General features: G+C 73.1%; 17 protein-coding genes. 14 read left to right on the top strand and 3 right to left on the bottom strand.

Features of this window, described 5'->3' with window-relative positions; genetic code table 11:
- Nucleotides 1-109 precede the first annotated feature (109 nt).
- The gene (locus Q0994_RS16060; RefSeq protein ID WP_299534884.1) at nucleotides 110-289 is read right to left on the bottom strand and encodes a hypothetical protein; all 180 of its coding nucleotides are present in this window, start codon (nucleotides 287-289) and stop codon (nucleotides 110-112) included.
- A gap of 98 nt (nucleotides 290-387) precedes the next feature.
- Here Q0994_RS16060 and Q0994_RS16065 point away from each other — a divergent pair, with 98 nt between their 5' ends.
- From Q0994_RS16065 to Q0994_RS16125, 13 genes are all read left to right on the top strand, one after another.
- Nucleotides 388-1,152, top strand: a complete 765-nt coding sequence (locus Q0994_RS16065) for a hypothetical protein (protein ID WP_299534886.1) — start codon at nucleotides 388-390, stop codon at nucleotides 1,150-1,152.
- 63 nt (nucleotides 1,153-1,215) lie between these two features.
- Nucleotides 1,216-2,409 carry a phage tail protein gene (locus tag Q0994_RS16070; RefSeq protein ID WP_299534888.1) on the top strand — a complete coding sequence of 398 codons (1,194 nt, stop codon included), beginning with the start codon at nucleotides 1,216-1,218 and terminating at the stop codon, nucleotides 2,407-2,409.
- Complete coding sequence (locus tag Q0994_RS16075) at nucleotides 2,406-3,674, top strand: hypothetical protein (protein WP_299534892.1); 1,269 nt, start codon at nucleotides 2,406-2,408, stop codon at nucleotides 3,672-3,674. Before Q0994_RS16070 ends, Q0994_RS16075 begins: the two co-directional genes overlap by 4 nt.
- 250 nt (nucleotides 3,675-3,924) lie before the next feature.
- Entirely contained in the window at nucleotides 3,925-4,872 is a 948-nt protein-coding gene (locus Q0994_RS16080) for a phage distal tail protein (RefSeq protein WP_299534895.1), read from the top strand.
- An 82-nt stretch (nucleotides 4,873-4,954) separates the two neighbouring features.
- Nucleotides 4,955-6,160, top strand: a complete 1,206-nt coding sequence (locus Q0994_RS16085; protein WP_299534897.1) for a hypothetical protein — start codon at nucleotides 4,955-4,957, stop codon at nucleotides 6,158-6,160.
- 10 nt (nucleotides 6,161-6,170) lie between these two features.
- Nucleotides 6,171-7,295, top strand: coding sequence for a hypothetical protein (locus Q0994_RS16090; RefSeq protein ID WP_299534899.1), 1,125 nt, complete (start codon nucleotides 6,171-6,173; stop codon nucleotides 7,293-7,295).
- 3 nt (nucleotides 7,296-7,298) lie between these two features.
- On the top strand, nucleotides 7,299-8,045 hold the full coding sequence (locus Q0994_RS16095; protein ID WP_299534901.1) for a hypothetical protein: 747 nt from the start codon (nucleotides 7,299-7,301) through the stop codon (nucleotides 8,043-8,045).
- An 85-nt stretch (nucleotides 8,046-8,130) separates the two neighbouring features.
- Nucleotides 8,131-9,585: a phage tail protein gene (locus Q0994_RS16100; RefSeq protein ID WP_299534903.1), complete on the top strand. Its 1,455-nt coding sequence runs from the start codon at nucleotides 8,131-8,133 to the stop codon at nucleotides 9,583-9,585.
- A 90-nt stretch (nucleotides 9,586-9,675) separates the two neighbouring features.
- Nucleotides 9,676-10,539, top strand: coding sequence for a peptidoglycan-binding protein (locus tag Q0994_RS16105; protein WP_299534905.1), 864 nt, complete (start codon nucleotides 9,676-9,678; stop codon nucleotides 10,537-10,539).
- Between the two features lie 151 nt (nucleotides 10,540-10,690).
- The gene (locus Q0994_RS16110; protein WP_299534907.1) at nucleotides 10,691-10,945 is read left to right on the top strand and encodes a hypothetical protein; all 255 of its coding nucleotides are present in this window, start codon (nucleotides 10,691-10,693) and stop codon (nucleotides 10,943-10,945) included.
- The gene (locus Q0994_RS16115; protein ID WP_299534909.1) at nucleotides 10,942-11,211 is read left to right on the top strand and encodes a hypothetical protein; all 270 of its coding nucleotides are present in this window, start codon (nucleotides 10,942-10,944) and stop codon (nucleotides 11,209-11,211) included. Before Q0994_RS16110 ends, Q0994_RS16115 begins: the two co-directional genes overlap by 4 nt.
- Before the next feature lie 49 nt (nucleotides 11,212-11,260).
- Nucleotides 11,261-12,163 carry a peptidoglycan-binding protein gene (locus Q0994_RS16120; RefSeq protein ID WP_299534911.1) on the top strand — a complete coding sequence of 301 codons (903 nt, stop codon included), beginning with the start codon at nucleotides 11,261-11,263 and terminating at the stop codon, nucleotides 12,161-12,163.
- Nucleotides 12,164-12,248: 85 nt separating this feature from the next.
- Nucleotides 12,249-12,512, top strand: coding sequence for a hypothetical protein (locus Q0994_RS16125; protein WP_299534914.1), 264 nt, complete (start codon nucleotides 12,249-12,251; stop codon nucleotides 12,510-12,512).
- Nucleotides 12,513-12,584: 72 nt separating this feature from the next.
- On the opposite strand, the gene Q0994_RS16130 is transcribed toward Q0994_RS16125, so the two are convergent.
- Entirely contained in the window at nucleotides 12,585-15,398 is a 2,814-nt protein-coding gene (locus Q0994_RS16130) for a BTAD domain-containing putative transcriptional regulator (protein ID WP_299534918.1), read from the bottom strand.
- A 248-nt stretch (nucleotides 15,399-15,646) separates the two neighbouring features.
- Between Q0994_RS16130 and Q0994_RS16135 the strand changes: the two genes are divergently transcribed.
- On the top strand, nucleotides 15,647-16,435 hold the full coding sequence (locus Q0994_RS16135; RefSeq protein WP_299534921.1) for an AfsR/SARP family transcriptional regulator: 789 nt from the start codon (nucleotides 15,647-15,649) through the stop codon (nucleotides 16,433-16,435).
- 57 nt (nucleotides 16,436-16,492) lie between these two features.
- On the opposite strand, the gene Q0994_RS16140 is transcribed toward Q0994_RS16135, so the two are convergent.
- Nucleotides 16,493-17,746 (bottom strand): MFS transporter, encoded by a 1,254-nt coding sequence (locus Q0994_RS16140; protein WP_299534923.1) that lies wholly within the window; start codon nucleotides 17,744-17,746, stop codon nucleotides 16,493-16,495.
- Nucleotides 17,747-17,837 lie beyond the last annotated feature (91 nt).

Raw genomic sequence — 17,837 nt, forward strand, 5'->3', positions numbered from 1 at the left:
CGTCCTTGCCGCGACCATCCCCGAAATTCCCCACCCAGGACGCCGGCGGGGAGAGGCCCGGCAGTCGTGTGGGGGCGCGGACTGCGCCACGTACGAATGCGGCCCCGGATCAGAGGGACAGTGCGTAGATCGCCGAGCCCAGAAAAGCCAGACCCAGGCAGAACCACGATGCGACGATTCCATACCGCCGCCTTTCCCGGGGTACGTCGAAGGAGCCGAGAGCAAAGAAGAAAAACAGGCCGGCAAACATCATGAGGCCCACGGCGAGAAAGAAAAGCTTGACGTTCACGAACCCCCACTTTCAAGATTTTCCTCCGAACAATATCAGATGTGGCCGGGCCGGAGCAAGCAGAAGGCTGGGCCCTCTACTTCAGGCGGGAGTAATTCATGGCGTCACGCACCACGGATGAAGTGTACGACAAAGTAGTCGTCGTCGAAGGGAAAATTGACGGAATAGCAGCAACCACTCTCACGACCAAACACTTCGACGAAAAGGTTGCAACCCTCAAGACTGCCATCGAAAAGGGTCCCAAGAAGGAGGAAAAGCAAACCTGGAAAGACATCATCAAGGAGACTTCTCCGGTCAAGGAGTTCCTAGCCGTCTTCAAAGGCGGCGATTTCTTGGCCCAGGTGCTGCTGGCAGCCGCGGCCGCGACTGCCGCCGCCGGACTGGTGGCAGGCCTGCTGGTGAAGGCCAAGCAGATGACGATCGCGTACACCGGTCGGGCCAGAACCATGGGCGCTTTCGGCGCCGTTCGGCCGCAAGAGGAAATCAATCCCCGCTATTTCGGCCGCGGAGAGCAGGGGGGATGGCGCGGGTGGGGGATGCAACCCGCCGAAGCGCCTCAAGGACAGACACAGGCACAGGGGGCGGGTCAGGCGCAGGGGGCGGGTCGGGCGCAGCAGCCGAACCTTCCGTCGGTCACGCAGATCGACGCCGTCAAGTCGGCCATGGTGAATCTCAACGCCGAGATCGACACCTATCGCGGCAAGGTGCGCGGCCTCGCCACCCCCACCGCGATGCGGCAGATGGCTTCGGCAGCCAAAAAGCTGGAGGCCGCCGCCAAGAAGCACCAGTCCATCGACACGCTGGCCACCTCGATCAGCACTCTCAACAGAGAAATGCGCACGCTGGCCGGAACTGCGGGCTGATCGGCAAACAAGCCCTCGGCGAGGAAATCCTTGGCAGCCGACCATTGAACGATCGGAATCCGCATGGCACTGACCGCCTCCCTCAAGAAGGCGTCGGACAATCTCCGTACCTTCAAGACCAGTCTCGATCAGGCAGGCCGCGCCGCGACCGGCCTGAAACAGAACGTACAGAGCAGCAGCAGCGGAATGACCGGGATGAAGAGCGCATCCCAGCAGTCCGCCAAAGAACTCAAATCGCTCCAGCAGGCTGCCGACAAGACGGAGAAGTCCGTCACCAAGGCCGGCAAGTCCGGCCAAACGGGCGGCACCGCCCTCGGTAAGTTCGAGTCCGGTGCGTCCAAGGCCGACAAGGGCATGAAGGGGCTCAACAAGTCGATGAAGGGGAACCTCATCGGCGTCCTGCTCGACCTGTTGGCCCCGCTGATCGCCAAGGTCGTGGACATGGCGACCCGCTCGAAGACCATGCAGAAGGTCCTCAGCACCGCGTTCTCCGTCATCAAGAGCGTGATCACTGCGGTGATGAAGGCGGTCGGCCCGATCATGCAGTCGGCCGGCAAGCTCATGAAGAGCGTGTGGAACGGCATCAAGACCGCGGTCTCGACGGTCGTGAAGGCGGTCGCGGCCGTCATCAAGACCTACTTCACCCTCTGGAAGACGATCATCACAGGGGTGATGACCGCCGTGAAGGTGGTCATCACCAGCGTCTGGAACGGCATCAAGTCCGTCATCTCCCCGGTGGTGAACTGGATCAAGAGCGTCGTCCCCGCCGCCTTCACCGCCGTCAAGAGCAAGCTGTCCAGCGCGTGGAACGGTCTCAAGTCCATCGCGAGCAACGCGTTCGGTGCGATCAAGGGCGCCGTCAGCGGCCCGATCAACGCGGTGATCGGCCTGATCAACTCCGCGATCGGCAAGCTCAACGGCATCAAGGTGTCCGTGCCCGGCTGGGTGCCGGTCGTCGGCGGGAAGTCCTTCGGGATCCACCTGCCGACCATCCCGCGCCTCGCCCAGGGCGGCATCGTCCAGCCGCGCAACGGCGGCGTGCACACCATCGTCGCCGAGGCCGGTGAAGCGGAAGCAGTTCTGCCACTCTCCAAGCTCAGCCGGCTCCTCGGCCACACCACGCGCGCCGGCCAGGTCGGCGCCGGGGCCGCGGCCACCGATGGCGGCTTCTACATCGAGCAGTACTACGAGGCGTCGAGCAGCAGCGTCCAGGACACCGCCAGCGCTCTGCTGTACCTGTCGAAGGCCCGAGGATGAGCGTCGCCGACCCGCTGGCCGGAATCGCGGCGCCCGTCCGCGCGTTCTCGAGCAACGTCACCGCGGCGCGCGGCTCCACCCAACGCCTCACCGCATCACTCCGCCAGGTCAGCGCTGCGGTCGACCGGATACGGGCCGGTGCCGGCTCGGCCCGCACGGGCCTTAGGGCCGTCGCCTCCCCTGCAACCAAGGCCGCGGGCGGAATCCGCAAGCTCGGCGCCTCCGCCTCCACCGCCGCGACCCGCCTCCGCGCCGGGGCCACCAAGGTGCGCGGCCCCGTCGGTGTCCTCGGCACGCTCGTCGCCGGCGCCGGAGCGTTCGGGTCGATGACCGACCTGTTCGGGAAGTACACCCCGACGGTCACCAAGGCCATGACCGCCTTCGGCGTCGCCATGACCGTCGGCTCCGTCGTCATGACCGCGATCAACACGGTCATGAAGGCCAACCCACTCGGCTTCGTCCTCGGCATCGTCACCCCGCTGGTCGCCCTGCTCATCGACTACGCGATGAACTCCGCCACCGGCCAGAAGCTGATGCAGCAGGTCTTCCAGTCCGCGCTGGACATGTTCCGGGCCGCCTGGGAGTTCATGGCTCCGGTCATCGCGGGCTGGGCGAAGACCGTGTCCGAGGTGTTCGAAGGGGTGCAGAGGACCGTCGGCGCCGTCCTCAAGAGCATCGGCTCCTCCCTCAGGTCCGGGTTCGAGGGCGCGCGGAGCACCATCTCCTCGGCGACCCGCGCGGTCACCTCGATCGTCACGGGCGCCTGGAACGGCTTCCGGGGCGTCATCCAGCCGACGCTCAACTGGCTCACGCAGAAGCTGCCTTCGGCCTTCACCCGGGTCCGCGACGCCATGTCGAAGTCGCTGCACGGCATGGGCACGTTCATGTCCACCGGCATCCAGACGATCGCCGGGGTCATCACCGGGCCCGTCAAGGGCCTGATCGCCTTCGCCAACTGGATCATCGACGGGCTCAACCACCTGAGCTTCAACTTCCTCGGCAAGAAGTTCGGCGTGCACCTGTCGAAGATCCCGCAGCTCGCCGAGGGCGGTGTGGTGCTGCCTGCCGCCGTGCCGGGCGCCTCGTCCGTGCAGCCGCTGTCCCAGCTCGGCCGGTACCTCCCCGCGCGGGCCGGCGCCTCCGCCACCACCGGGCCCGCCTTCTTCGCCGGCCGCCCCGGGGTCCGCGTCTACCAGGAGCGCGAGGGCAGCAGCCCCATGACCGTCGCGGAAGACCTGCACTTCCTGTACCGCACCGCGGCCTGATCCCGGCCCGTACGCCCCGGCGCCGCACCAAGCGCCGGCCCCGCACCCCGGCCACCCGCACCGCCACGCGCCCCGGCACAGCGCCCCGGCCACGCACCCCGCACCGCCACGCCGGGCTCCCGCATGCCCACAGGCCCGCATGCCCGCGCCCGCACACCGCCCGGACGGCCCGGAGCGCCCACGCCGTCGTCAGCGACGGGCGGCGCGCTCCTCCCGTACGCCCCGAACCGAAGCGAGGTGACGGCCCGACATGGCCGATACCGTCTCCACCCTCCCGACCCCACTCTCCGACGACACCACCCCCGGCTCCCTGATCACCCGCGACGGCCAGGTCCAGTGGGGCGGGCTCCTGATGGGTGCCGGTACGCCCTACCCGGTCGACCGCACCGGGATCACCGGCTGGGAGGACCTGCCCGAGCTGGACCTCGGCGACGTGCTCCGGCCCGACCAGCACGGCTCCTGGCCCGGCGACCGCTGGGCGCAGCCCCGCCTGGTCGGGGCGACCGTCTGGCTCGCGCCACCGGCCGGGACGGACCCGCTCGTCACCTCCACCGCCTTCCGCGCCGCCACCGGCCCGAACGGCCAGGAACGCTGGCTCGCCGTACGACTGCTGGGCGAGACCCTGGCGGTCCGGGCCCGGGTCAGCCGCCGCGTGGTACCGCAGGACCGCTCGTACGCGGTGCAGGGCTTCGCCAAGGTCAGCATCCAGTGGACCGCGACCGACCCGCGCCGTTACGGCACCGTCCAGCACGAGGCGATCACCGGTCTGCCGGTCAGCGAGTCCGGGATGGCCTGGGACGACGACGCCGGCTCCGGTCTGGTGTGGCCGCTGGCCTGGGGCGCGAACGGCGCTGCCGGCTCGATCACCGCCGTCAACGGCGGCGGCGCGGCCGTCCGCCCGGTCGTGGAGTTCCGGGGACCGGTGCAGCGTCCGTCGCTGACCCGGCTCTCCGACGGCCGGCAGCTCCAGTACGACCTGGCGCTGGGCGCGGGCGACGTGCTCACCGTCGACACCGAGTCCGGCACGGTCCTGCTGAACGAGACCGCGTCCCGCATCTACACCGCCACCCCGGACTCCTCGCCGGAGCAGCTCTTCCAGCTCGAACCGGGCACCACCGAGCTGGCGTTCCGCTCGGACGACGTCACCGCCGACCCGGCCGCCTCGGTCACCGTCCGCTGGCGCGACGGGCACTGGTGACCCGCGCCGCTCGCCATCGGCGCACCCCGCGCCACACCCCCGTACCCCCGCGTCACCCCGCCGATCCCTCCAGGAGGACCACATGCCCGTGCGCAGCGCATGGCTCGTCAACCGCACCGACGTCGAATCCGGCCAGTCCCGCGCCGACACCCGGCTCGCCCCGACCGGCACCATGACCCCGACGAGCGGGCTCGCCAGCCGCGGCGGCGTCATTCCGGGCTCGCCGGACGGCAAGTCCCTGATGTCCGCGTTCTACGTCTTCAGTTCCACCGCCGGCATGACCGCCACCGTCGCTCCGGGCCGTGCCGTCGTCCAGGGCAGTGAGGCGGCCGGCGCCTACCCGGTGGTGCTGACCGACTACACCACGGTGGTGTTCGCCGACGGCGACGCCAACAACCCGCGCATCGACCTGGTGGTCCTGCGGATCTACGACGCACAGGTCGACAAGTCCGGCCGCACCGAGGCCGTCCTGGAGATCGTGCAGGGTGCCCCCGAGGGCAACCCGCAGGTCCCGCAGACCCCGGCCGCCTCCCTGCCGCTGGCCACCGTCCGGGTCCCGGCGGGCGCGTCCGTCGGCACCGGCGGCATCGCCTGGGCCTCCGCCGTCGCCAACCTGCGCACCAGCACGGTCGCGGCCGGCGGCATCCTGCCGCTGTACGGCAACACCAACGAGCCGGGCGCCTATCCGGGCCAGTACCGGGACATCGGCGTCCAGCTCCAGCGGTGGGACGGCAACACCTGGGTCGGCTACCCGAGCCAGCTCGGCGGCATCGCCCCCACCGGGCAGCTGGCGGCCGGCGGTTACGTGGGCCAGTACCGGGACAACAACGGCCGGCTGGAGCGGTGGAGCGGCACCGACTGGGTGCTGGCGGTACCGAACCCGGCGTTCTCGTACAACACCGACGGCGGCTACTGCAAGACCACCACCTGGACGGAGGCGGTGACCGACACGGTCGGGCCGACGATCACCACCACCTTCACCGCGCCGGTCTCCGGGAGGGTCCTCGTCCACCTCGGTTTCCAGGGGCAGCCCTCGGTGGAGGGCGGCTGGGGCCGCATGTCGGTCAACATCCGCAAGAACGGCGTGCTGGTCACCGGACTGGGCGCCGACGAGACCCGGTCGGCCATCGACACCGGGCGCGGCAACCAGTCGGTGAGCACGGTCTTCCAGATCACCGGGCTCCAGGCGGGCGCCACCTACACCGCGGTCTCGGCGTACTGCTCCGGCGCGACCACCAACAACCACTGGTTCGACAACCGGTTCATCCGCGTCGACCCGATGCTCTGAGGAGGGCGGCGTGACGAGTTCGCCCCGTACGGCGTACACCCCGCTCACCCCGGTCTACCGGGCGGTCTTCTGCGACCTGCGCACCGACCAGGTGCTGGACGTGCTGCCGCTGACGGAGACCAAGTTCGACGACTACATCGGCAAGGCCGGATCGCTGTCCGCGACGGTCCCGCTGCCGGACGCCGCCCTCGCCCGCCGGGCGAGGGCGGCCCTCGTCCCCGGCCGCACCGCGGTGTGGCTGGAGCGCGACGGCGACATCTGGTGGGGCGGGGTGCTGTGGACCTGCACCCCGTCCAGCGACGAACGCGGCCGTATCCAGGTGCAGTTCCAGGCGGGCACGTTCGACTCCTACCTGGACCACCGCATCCTGTCGGCGCCCTTCACCTGCACGGCGACGGACCAGTTCGAGATCGCCCGGCTGCTCGTCGCGCACGCCCAGGAGCAGCCGGGCGGCGACATCGGCATCCAGCTCGGCGACGAGATGTCCGGCATCGCCCGCGACTGCGCCTTCGCCTACTCCTCGCTGACCCGGATCAGGGAGCTGCTGGACCAACTCGGCAAGCTGGCCGACGGCTTCGAGTGGCGGGTGCACTGCTACCGGGACGCCGAGGGGCGGCGCGCCAAGCGGCTCCAGCTCGGTCACCCGGTCATCACCGCCGGCGCCGCCGACATCGTCCTGGACCATCCGGGCCAGGTCCTCACCTACAGCCTGCCGGCCGACTCGACCGTGCAGGCCGACGTGTGGGTGGCCCGCGGCGACTCGCCCAACACCGACCAGGCCGAGGAGTCCCAGCCGCTCACCGTCTCCGTGGAGTCGCCCGAGGACCTCGCGGCCGGCTGGCCCCGGCTGGAGTCCACCTCGGACCACAGCGGGGTCACCGACGCGCAGACCCTGCGTTCGCTGGCCGGGGCGGAGCTGTCCCGCCAGCGCATGCCGGAGGTGATCCCGGAGATCACCGTGCGGCTGGACGGCCGGATCACCCCGGCCCTGCTGGGGGCGCGCATCCGGCTGCGGCTGCGGGACCTGTGGCACCAGCAGCCGCAGGACGAGCAGTACCGCGTCGTCGGCCTCGCGGTGGAACCGCCGCAGCGCACCAAGCCCGAGACGGCGACCCTCTACCTGGAAGGGGTGTAGGAGATGGCCACCATCCCCACCGACCTGCTGGACCGCGTCCGGGAGATCGAGCGCCGCATCCGGGGGCTGATGGCGAGCGCCAACAGCAGCCCGGCGATGAACCAGGTCGGCAGCGGCGACATCGTCGTCGGCGACCGGGGGCGCATCCGCGCCAGGACCTCGCAGGGCGAGGACCTGCTGCTCGTCGGCCGGGTGCAGCCCGACCGCGACACCGAAGCGGAGGCGTTCCAGCAGGGCCTGGAGCTGCGGCGCGACGACGGCTCCCTCGCCCTCTCGCTGATCACGACCGACCCGGTGAACACCCCGGTGCAGGCGCTGCGCGTCCTGGACCACCGGGGCGACACCGTCCTGGCGACCGACTCCGCCCGCGGCGGTCTCGCCCGCCCTTATCTGCCGTTCCCCCTGCCCGCGCCGGTGCGCAAGGCGGCCTGGGAGTCCACCGGTTCGACCGACTGGACGACGCTCTACGCCGGGCCCGGCTTCGCCCAGCACCCCAAGGTGTACTGCGTGCTGGCCGTCAGCGGCACCGTGGGAGCGGCCGTGCGGCTGCTCGTCGACGGTGAACCGGTCGGCGCCGAGCAGACGCTCGCCGGGACCGCCGGGCAGAGCGCGGATCTCGCCGTCACCCTCGTCGAGGACCTGCCGGCGTCCTTCGGCGACACGGTGGACTTCGAGATCCAGGCGAAGGTCGCCGCCGCCGGCGACACCGTCGCCTGCCTGCCGCGCGGCCTGTACGGCGTGCAGTCCTGACGGTCGTGCCCCCGCCGCGGGCCTTCGCCGCCGCCCGCGCGGCCGGCCCCCACGTCCCACACCCCTGCCACCCAACGGAGTTCCCGTGCTGCCCGAATCCATTCCCACCGTACGGCTCACCGCCCAGTACCTCTCCCTCGACGGCCGCCCGCTGAGCGGGAGCGTCGAGTTCCAGCCGCCGGCCCTGCTCACCCACGCGGAGGCCGACCTCTTCGTCGGCGGCCCGACCGTCGCCTCCCTCGACTCCGAGGGGCGGATCGACGTCACCCTCCCGGCGACCGACGCCGAGGGCTGGAACCCCTTCGGCTGGACGTACGCCGTCACCGAGCGGATCGCGGGCGTCGGCCGCAACCGCGCCTACCGCATCGCCCTGCCCGCCGCCGTCTCCGAGATGGACCTGGCCGACATCGCGCCCGCCGATCCCGCGGGGGCGCAGTACGTGAGCGTGCCCGGCCCGGAGGGGCCGCAGGGCGAACCGGGGCCGCAGGGGCCGGCGGGCCCGGTCCGCTCGGTCAACGGCCACACCGAGACCGACATCGTGCTGGCCGCCGCCGACCTCGGCGCCGTCGCCACCTCCGCCGCCGGCCGGGCGGGCGGCATCGCCCAGCTCGACGCCGGGGGCAAGGTGCCTCTCACCCAGCTCCCGGACGGCACCGGCCAGGGCGTCACCTCCCTCAACGGGAAGACCGGTGCGATCACCCTCGCGGCGGCCGACCTGGGCGCGCTCACCCCCGCCACCGCCGACACCCGCTACCTCGCCGTCGGCGCCGCCCCGGTGACCTCCGTCAACGGGCAGACCGGTGCGATCACCCTGACCTCCGGTGATCTCGGGGCGGTCTCCGCCGACCAGGCCGTGCTGCTCACCGGAGCCCAGACGGTGGCCGGGGCCAAGACCTTCTCCACCGTCCCCACCGTCTCCGCCGACCCGGCCAACGGCAACCAGCTCGCGCGCCGCTCCTACGTGGAGAAGGTGGCGGCCACCGGGGTCTGGACGCCCGCCGCCCTCGGCTTCAAGGCATGGGCGTTCGACCCGGCGACGTCGTCGGTGACCAACCCGCAGTACTGCATCAACGGGACCGTCTATCTGATCGGCGTCCCCCTGACCGCCGACACGACCATCACCAACGTGGTGTTCTACGTGCCCGGCTTCGCCGGTTCCGGTCTGGCCGCCACCTCGTACGCGGGGCTCTACAACAGCTCCGGGACCCGGGTCGGCGTCACCGGCACCCTCGACAAACTGATCACCAAGACCGAGGGCACCACCGTCGTCCTGAAGCTGACCACTGCCTACGCCGCTCCGGCGGGCAACTACTGGGTGGCCCTGCTGATCAACGGACCGGACCCGAAGACCAACGGCCCGGCCTTCATGGTGGGCGCGAGCGTCGGCAACTTCCCGGGCGGCAGCGCCCGGATCGGGTCCGCGTTCGTCCGGCACGCGCGGCTGTCCACCACCGGACAGATCTCGCTGCCCACCCAGTTCACCCCGAGCGCCACCACCGTCATCGCGGACGCCAACGCCATCTGGGCCGCCGTCTCCTGACCGCTCCCTTCCCCCGCCGGGCCCGGCCGGTGCGCGACCCGCGCACCGGCCGGGCCCTCCCCTTTTTCCGGCACCACCGCAGGAGTCACCATGGCAACACCGCTCACCGCCGACGCCCTCGTCGCCGCCCTGACCGCCGAAGGCGTCCAGGTCGTCGAGCACGGCGACTGGCGCACCCACAACCGCAACACCCAGGGCGCCTGGGGCCCGGTGAACGGCGTGGTCGTCCACCACACCGTCACCACCGGCACCGACGCCTCGGTCGCCCTCTGCTACGACGGCTACGCCGAGCTGCCGGGCCCGCTCTGCCACGGCGTCATCGCCAAGGACGGCACCGTCCACCTCGTCGGCAACGGCCGCGCCAACCACGCGGGCCTCGGCGACGACGACGTGCTGGCCGCCGTGGTCAACGAGACCGCGCTGCCGGCGCCGGACGAGAACAACACCGACGGCAACACCCGCTTCTACGGCTTCGAGTGCGTCAACCTCGGCGACGGCTCCGACCCGTGGCCCGAGGCCCAGCTGGAGGCGGTCGCCCGGGTGTCGGCCGCGATCTGCCGGGCGCACCACTGGAACGCCGCCTCGGTCATCGGCCACAAGGAGTGGACCAACACCAAGATCGACCCCAAGGGCTTCAGCATGGCGTCGATGCGCAACCGGGTGGCCGCCCTGCTGGCCGCCGCCCCCGGCGGCAGCGCCGTGCGTCTCCAGCCGTTCCCGGGCGCCGCCTTCTTCACGGCCGCGCCGAACTCCACCATCGTGGCCGCGATGGGCGGCCGGCTGGTCGCCGAGGGCTGCTCCGCCTACACCGAGGGCCCCGGCCCGCAGTGGGGTGAGGCCGACCGCGCCTCGTACGCCCTGTGGCAGCACAAGCTCGGCTACACCGGCGCGGACGCCGACGGCTGGCCGGGCGCCGGCTCCTGGGCCGCGCTGAAGGTCCCGTACACCGCCTGACCCCTGGCGGGGCAGGGCTCCGCACCCCGTCCGCACCGTCCGGCCGGCACCCGTCCTCCGCGCGCCACCGCTCCGGGGACGGACCGGCCGGCCCGCGCGGCGCCGCCCCTGCGCGCTCCGGGCCGCACGCTCGCACGAAAGGCACTCCGCAATGTCCCCAGCCACCACCCGCGTCCTGCGCACGGTCCTCCAGACCGCCGTCGGGATCGCCTTCGCCCTGCCCGCCCTGGTGGACGGCGGGGCCCTGCCCCGTTCGCTGCCCTGGGTGGGCGGCGCCCTCGCCGTCTCCGGTCTGCTGGCCCGGCTGATGGCCGTTCCGGCGGTCCAGAGGCTGCTGCCGGCCTGGCTGACCGCGCCCGACGACGCGACCGCCGCCACCGCGACCGGCGAACCGGGGCGCCCATGACGCCGACCGACGCCCACGCGCACGACCCGGTCGCCGACGCCCGCGAACTGGAGCGCCTGCGGGGAACCCTGGAGGCCGGGTTCGCCCGGGTCGACGGCTCCCTGGCGCTGCTCGTCCAGCGCAGCGACCGGACCGACCGGCAGCTCACCGACCACGAGGCACGGCTCGACGCGCTGGAACGCGGGCGCTGGCCGATGGCCAGCATCGGCGCCCTCACCGCACTCGCCGTCGCCCTCCTCACCCTGTGGGAGATCCTGGCGCGCTGAGGCCGCAGCCCGTCCGGTTCCCGCGCCCGATCCCCAGCGAAGGACCACCATGGCCACACCCCTGACCGCCGCCGCCCTGCTCGCCGCCCTGAAGGCCGAGGGCCTGACCGTCGTCGAGCACGGCGGCTGGCGCACCCACAACCGCAACGCCAAGGGCGCCTGGGGCCCGGTGAACGGTGTGATGATCCATCACACCGTCACCTCCGGCACCGCCGCCACCGTCGCCCTCTGCTCCTCGGGACGCTCCGACCTGCCCGGCCCGCTCTGCCACGGGGTCATCGCCAAGGACGGCACCGTCCACCTCGTCGGCAACGGCCGCGCCAACCACGCCGGTTCGGGCGATCCGGACGTGCTGGCCGCGGTCGTCGCCGAGCGCGGCACGCTGCCCGCGCCCCGCCGGAGCGGCGCCGACGGCAACACCCGTTTCTACGGCTTCGAGTGCGAGAACCTCGGCAACGGCAAGGACCCGTGGCCGGAGGCCCAGCTCAACGCCGTCACCAGGGCGTCGGCCGCGCTGTGCCGGGCCCACGGCTGGAGCGCCGCGTCGGTCATCGGCCACAAGGAGTGGACCAGCGCGAAGATCGACCCGGTCGGCTTCACCATGGCGTCCCTGCGCGCCCGGATCGCCGCCCGCCTCGCCTCCGGCGCGTCCACCGGCCCGGCCGGGTCCACCGGAGGCGGGGCGTCCACCGGAGCCGGCGCCCTGGAGCCGTTCCCCGGCGCCGCCTGGTTCAGGAAGGCGCCGAGGTCGGCCATCGTCACGGCCATGGGCCGGCGCCTGGTCGCCGTCGGCTGCTCCGCCTACCGCACCGGGCCCGGCCCGCAGTGGACCGAGGCCGACCGGGCGGGCTACGCCCGGTGGCAGCGCAAGCTCGGCTACTCCGGCACGGACGCCGACGGCTGGCCGGGCAGCGCGTCCTGGGCCGCGCTGAAGGTCCCCCATACCTCCTGAAAGGGCGTGATCAGCTCATGGAGACACCCACCCGGACGTCCCCGGGGTACCCCACGACCGCCGCGCACGACCAGGGGGTGCCCGGGTGACCGGGCCGGTGCACCAGGAGACCTCGGCCGTCGCCGTCGAACTGGAACGCCTGCGGGGCACGGCCGAGGCCGGCTTCGCGCGCGTCGACGGCGCGTTCGCGCTCCTGGTGCAGCGCAGCGACCAGAGCGACCGGCAGCTCACGGAGCACGAGATCCGCCTCGGCGACCTCGAACGCAACCGCTGGCCGCTGGCCAGCATCGGCGCCCTCACCGCCGTCACCACCGCCGCCCTCGCCCTGTGGGGCCTGCGGCCGCACTGAGGGCCGGCGGTGCGGCCCGTGCGGCCGGTCCCGTGCGCGGCGCGGGACCGGCCGCGCTCCCCTCCCGCCCCGTCAGCCCCGGCCGCGCTCTTTGCCCGCCCCCGTCAGCCGGGCCCGCGCGTCCTCGGCCGCCGGGTCCCCCAATTCGTCGAAGATGCCCGCGGCCCGGCGCCAGACGTCGGCCGCCGCGGTGGGCTCGCCCATCGCCGCGCGGGTGTCGCCGAGCCGCACCAGGGTCTCCGCCTCGTGGTAGCGGTCGGCGGAGGCGCGGAACAGCTCGACGGCCCGCTCGTAGGACTCCGCCGCCTCGTCGTGCCGGGCCAGCCGGTCGTACGCGAAGCCCAGGCTGTCGAGGGTGGCGGCCTGGCCGTTGCGGTCGCCGATGAGGCGCTGGCGGGCCAGCGCCTCGGTGCACCGGGCGATGGCCCGGGGATAGTCGCCGGCCGTGGCGTGCAGCCACCCGATGGCGTTCAGGGTCCTCGCCTCCCCCGCCGCGTGCCCGGCCCCGCGCTGCAACCGCAGCGCCTCGGTGCCGTGGGCCAGCGCCTCGTCCGGCCGCTTGCGCAGGTGGCAGACCTCCATGTGGTTGTGCAGCGTCTGCGCGCGGCCCAGCGGGTCGCCGAGCCGGCCGTAGAGCTCGTGGGCCCGCCGCAGGCTGTCCTCCGCCGCGTCGAAGTCGCCGAGCCGGGTGGAGGCGCGGGCCAGCAGCCGGTGGGCGGTGGCCTGACCGGCCACGTCGCCGATCCGCTCCGCCGCGGCGAGCGCGATCCGCTGGCCCGCCAACTGGTCCCGCCACAGCCCGCGCGGCGCGGAGTACGCGGTCAGCGCCCAGGCGAGCTGCCAGGCGTACGCCTCGAAGCCCGTCTCCGCCGCCCGCCGGACCGCCCGCAGCAGGACGGGGCGTTCGGCGGTGAACCAGGCGAGCGCCGCCGCGTGGTCGGCGGGCGGCGCCCCGGTGCGGTCCGGGAGCGGCGGCACGGGGGTGATCGTCAGCCACTGCGGCTGGAGGAGTGCGGCGGCGGGCAGCGCCTGGTGCAGGTAGTGGTCGAACAACCGGCGCAGCGCGGCCCGCCGTTCGCCGGTCCGGTCCGCCGGACGGGCCAGTGAGGCCGCGTAGGAGCGCAGCAGGTCGTGGAAGGCGTACCGGTTCGGGACGTGCTCGGAGAGCAGGCTCAGCCGGGTCAGTTCGCGCAGCGACGGGGCGACGGCCGCCTCCGGCTCCCCGGCGAGGGCGGCGGCGGCCTGCGCGGTCAGGTCCGGTCCCGGGTGGAGTCCCAGCAGCCGGAAGAGGCGCGCGGCGGGGGTGCTGAGGGCGAGGTAGGACCAGGAGAAGACGCGGCGGGCGTCGCCCTCGGCCATGGCGCCCGGCCGCGCCCCGTCCGGGCGCAGTTCGGCCGCGAAGGTGTCGAGGGGGAAGGCGGGATGGGCGGCGGCCCGTGCGGAGACGATCGACAGGGCGAGCGGCAGTCCTCCGGTCGCGGCGATGATCGAGGCGACCGCCTCGGGCTCGGCGTCGAGCCGCCCCGCCCCGAGCCGCCCGGCCAGCAGACTCGCCGCCTCCTCGTCGGGGAGCACGTCCAGGGCCAGCGGCCACGCCCCCTCGGCCGCGACCAGCCCGTCGAGCCGGTTGCGGCTGGTGATCACCACCAGGCCCGCGCCCGGCAGCAGGTGGCGCACCTGCTCCTCGTCCCGCGCGTTGTCGAGGACCACGAGCATGCGGCGGGAGGCCAGCAGGCTGCGGAAGAGCCCCGCGCGCGCCTCCAGCCCCTGGGGTATCCGGGACAGCGGGACGTCCAGCGCCTCCAGGAAGCCGTGCAACGCGCCGAGCGGAGTGACCTCGTCCGCCGCGTCGTAGCCGCGGAGGTTCACGTAGAGGTGTCCGTCGGGGTAGCGGTCGGCCGTCCGGCGTGCCCAGTGCAGGGCCAGGGCCGTCTTGCCGACCCCCGCCATCCCGGAGACCACCGCGACGGCGGTGGTCTCCGCGTTCTCCCGCTGCTCGGCGCAGAGGGCGTCGAGACGGGCCAGTTCCCCGGCCCGGCCCACGAAGTGCGCGACCGACGCGGGCAGTTGCTCGGGGCGTACGCGGGCGGGGGCGGCTCCGGGCCGGGGCGCGGCCGGGAGGTCCGCGGGGCCCTCCTGGAGGCTGGGGCGGTGGTGCAGGATGTCGTCGTACAGCCGGGTCAGGGCGGGCAGCGGGTCGAGTCCGGTCTCCTTCGCGACCGCCCGCCGCGCCTGCCGGTAGGCGTCGAGCGCACCGGAGACGTCGCCGATGCGGTAGAGCGCCAGCATCAGGTGCCCCCAGGCGCGTTGCCGCAGCGGGTGCCGGTCGAGCAGGTCGCGCAGCCGGCAGACCGCTCCGGCGGCGCCGCCCACCCCGAGCAGCGCCTCGGCGTAGTCCTCCTCGGCGATCAGCCGCCGCTCCCCCGCCCGCGCGACGTGGGCGGCCAGCCGGGGCGAGAGCGGCAGGCCGGCCAGTGCCGCGGTGCCGCGCCAGAATCCCAGGGCCGCGGACAGTTCGGTCCCGGCGGCGGCCGGGTCACCGGCGGCGAGCGCGGCGCGCCCGCGTTCGGCGGCGCTGTCGAAGAGGTCCAGATCGCGTTCGCCGGGCTCCACCCGCAGCAGATAACCGCCGGTCACCGCCGGCATGCGTTCCGCGGAGCCGTCGCCGAGCGACAGCCGCAACCCCCGTGCGTAGGTGCGCAGGTTGGCCGCGGCCGACGCCGGGGCCGCGTCGCCCCAGAGCACCGAGGTGAGGTCCTCGACGCCGACGACCTCGCCCGGACGCAGCACCAGGGCCGCCAGCAGGAGGCGCTGCTTGACCGGCCCCAGCGGGACCTCCCGGTCGTCGCGCACCACCCTGAGGGGACCAAGAACGTCGAAACGCACGGGCACCGTCCATTGTGACGCCGAAGGGCACGTCCCTGTACCGCGATTGTGCGCAGGCTATACGGAGATCATCACACCCGTCACCTAGCATTCCCCCCGTCCCACCGACCCCGGTGGTCCGGGCCCCTACGTGCCCGATCCGAACGGCCCGCACCGTCCGCGCGCGCCCCGCGCCGCGGCACCTCTTTTTGCCCGGCTTACCCGACATGCGTGGAAGCGTTTTTTGGTGAATCGCAAGGAGATCGTGCGTGAGGTACGAAATACTCGGCCCTGTCCGTGCCGTGGCGGGCGATGTCGTGATCGACGTCGGTCCCGCCAAGATGCAGTTGCTGCTCACCGCGCTACTCGTGGACGCGGGACGGACCGTGACCGCGTCGCAGCTCGTCGCGGAGCTGTGGGGCGACCGTCCGCCCCGGCGGGCGGCGGCCGCACTGCACGTGTACATCTCCCAGTCGAGGAAACTGCTCGCGGGGCTCGCGGATCCCGCGGCGGCCGACTGCGGTTCCGGGACGCCGCTGGTGACCCGGTCCCCGGGGTACGCCTTCCAGCTCGCCGGGGCCGGGCTGGACGCGCGGGAGTTCCAGACCCTCATGGCGGAGGGCCGGGCCAGCAGCAGGGCGGGGCACCACGAGCGGGCGTCGCGGGCGTTCCGCCGCGCGGCGGCCCTGTGGCGGGGCCCGTGGGTGGGTGACCTGGCCGAGGGCCCGATCATCAGCACCTTCGCCACCTGGGCCGGCGAGGCCCGGCTGGAGTGCGCGGAGATGCTGATGGAAGCGCATCTGGCCTGCGGGCGGCACCGCGAGATCATCGCGCCGCTGCGCACCCTGGTCGCCCAGCATCCGCTGCGCGAGGCGTTCCACCGGCTGCTCATGCTGGCGCTGTACCGGTCGGAGCGGCAGGGTGACGCCCTCATGGCGTACCAGGACGCACGAAGATCCCTGAGGAGAGCCCTGGGCGTCGAGCCGGGGCGGTCACTGAGACAGGTGCAGCAGCAGATCATCTGCGCGGACCGCTGTCTGGACCTCTCGGCGACCTGAGCGGTACGCGGACACGGGTCCGGTGCGCGGACGCCCGCGCACCGGACCCCCCGGAGATCAGGCGGCCGGGGCGTCGGCTCCGGCCGCGTCGGCGGCGGGCGACTCCACGCCGCGGCGGGCGCGGGCGACGGACGGACCGATCGCGGCGACCCCGACCAGGAAGATCAGTCCCACCGCGAGCCAGCCGGCCGTCTCGTGCCCGACCACCAGGAGCGACACGGCGGCCGGCCCGATCGTCGCCTGGATCACCATGTGCAGGTGGAAGGCGCCCAGGTACTCGCCCCGCGCGTGCTCGGGGGCGAGCCCGAAGCCCAGGCCGAAGCCGCTGGCGGACTGCCAGAGTTCGGCCAGCGTGAGCAGCAGCACGGCGACGAGCACGACCGCGCCGGTCGCGACGTTCCCGAAGCCGCCCCCGACGGCGAGGGCCACACAGGCGAGGGCGCTGACGAGGCCGGCCCTGCGGGCGGCGGTGACGGCACCGTCCAGGGTGTCCGAGCCCCGGGAGGCCGCCACCTGGAAGAGGACCACCAGCACGGTGTTCACCCCCATGACCAGCGGGACGATGCCGTGCGGGAGGCTGGTGCCGCGCACGATCCACAGCGGGATGCCCACCAGCAGGACGGCGCTGTGCAGGGCCAGCAGGCTGGAGGCGCCGACGACGGCGAGGAACGGCCGGTCGCGCAGGGCGCGGAACCGGCCGCGGCCGCCACCGGCCGGCTTGGCGAGGGTCGCCGGCAGCGTCAGCACCAGGGCGGCGGCCAGCAGGAAGGTGAGCCCGTTGCCCAGCGGCAACGCCTGGAGCGCGGCCCCGCCGAGGCCGATCAGGAGCGCGGAGACCAGGGTGCCGATGGTGAAGCCCACGTTGAACAGGGAACGCAGGGCGGCCCGCGCGGTCACCCGGTCCTTCTCCGGGATCAGGTCCATCACCAGGGCGCCGAAGGCCGGCCCGCAGCCGAATTCGAGCGCGCCGATGAGGATCACCAGCGGGAAGAACAGGACGGCCGAGTCCACCAGCGGGTACAGCGTGTACGCGCCGGCGAGCAGAAACAGCAGGATCGACAGCAGCCGCCGGGCGCCGGTCCGGTCGGTCATCCGGCCGAGCAGGACGCTCGACAGGAAGCCGCTGAACCCGGCCAGCGAGAGCCCGAGACCGACGGTGGCGACGGGCAGGTCCGCGACGAGGACGAAATAGACCGCCGAACCCGACAGGAACAGGCCGTTGCCCATGCTGTCGAGGAAGTGCAGGACGCCCAGCGTCCTGGCGGGGCCGGTGAGCGTGGAGAAGTTGTCCCGGACGAATTTCTTCAGCATGCGCGGGGCCGATCGACGGAGGCGGACGGGCGGGGGCGTGGTCTTCGGGCAGGGCGTGGCCATCGGGCGGGGCGCGGTGACCGGGCGGGGC

The organism is uncultured Streptomyces sp., assembly GCF_947488945.1.
In the GTDB taxonomy this organism is placed as follows: Bacteria; Actinomycetota; Actinomycetes; order Streptomycetales; family Streptomycetaceae; genus Streptomyces.

Bases quoted from the DNA above. Each gene is read 5' to 3' on its own strand.
- Q0994_RS16070 (WP_299534888.1), top strand. From the start codon at position 1,216: ATGGCACTGACCGCCTCCCTCAAGAAGGCGTCGGACAATCTCCGTACC.
- Q0994_RS16085 (WP_299534897.1), top strand. From the start codon at position 4,955: ATGCCCGTGCGCAGCGCATGGCTCGTCAACCGCACCGACGTCGAATCC.
- Q0994_RS16105 (WP_299534905.1), top strand. From the start codon at position 9,676: ATGGCAACACCGCTCACCGCCGACGCCCTCGTCGCCGCCCTGACCGCC.
- Q0994_RS16140 (WP_299534923.1), bottom strand. From the start codon at position 17,746: ATGCTGAAGAAATTCGTCCGGGACAACTTCTCCACGCTCACCGGCCCC.
- Q0994_RS16110 (WP_299534907.1), top strand. From the start codon at position 10,691: ATGTCCCCAGCCACCACCCGCGTCCTGCGCACGGTCCTCCAGACCGCC.
- Q0994_RS16075 (WP_299534892.1), top strand. From the start codon at position 2,406: ATGAGCGTCGCCGACCCGCTGGCCGGAATCGCGGCGCCCGTCCGCGCG.
- Q0994_RS16120 (WP_299534911.1), top strand. From the start codon at position 11,261: ATGGCCACACCCCTGACCGCCGCCGCCCTGCTCGCCGCCCTGAAGGCC.
- Q0994_RS16065 (WP_299534886.1), top strand. From the start codon at position 388: ATGGCGTCACGCACCACGGATGAAGTGTACGACAAAGTAGTCGTCGTC.
- Q0994_RS16095 (WP_299534901.1), top strand. From the start codon at position 7,299: ATGGCCACCATCCCCACCGACCTGCTGGACCGCGTCCGGGAGATCGAG.
- Q0994_RS16115 (WP_299534909.1), top strand. From the start codon at position 10,942: ATGACGCCGACCGACGCCCACGCGCACGACCCGGTCGCCGACGCCCGC.
- Q0994_RS16080 (WP_299534895.1), top strand. From the start codon at position 3,925: ATGGCCGATACCGTCTCCACCCTCCCGACCCCACTCTCCGACGACACC.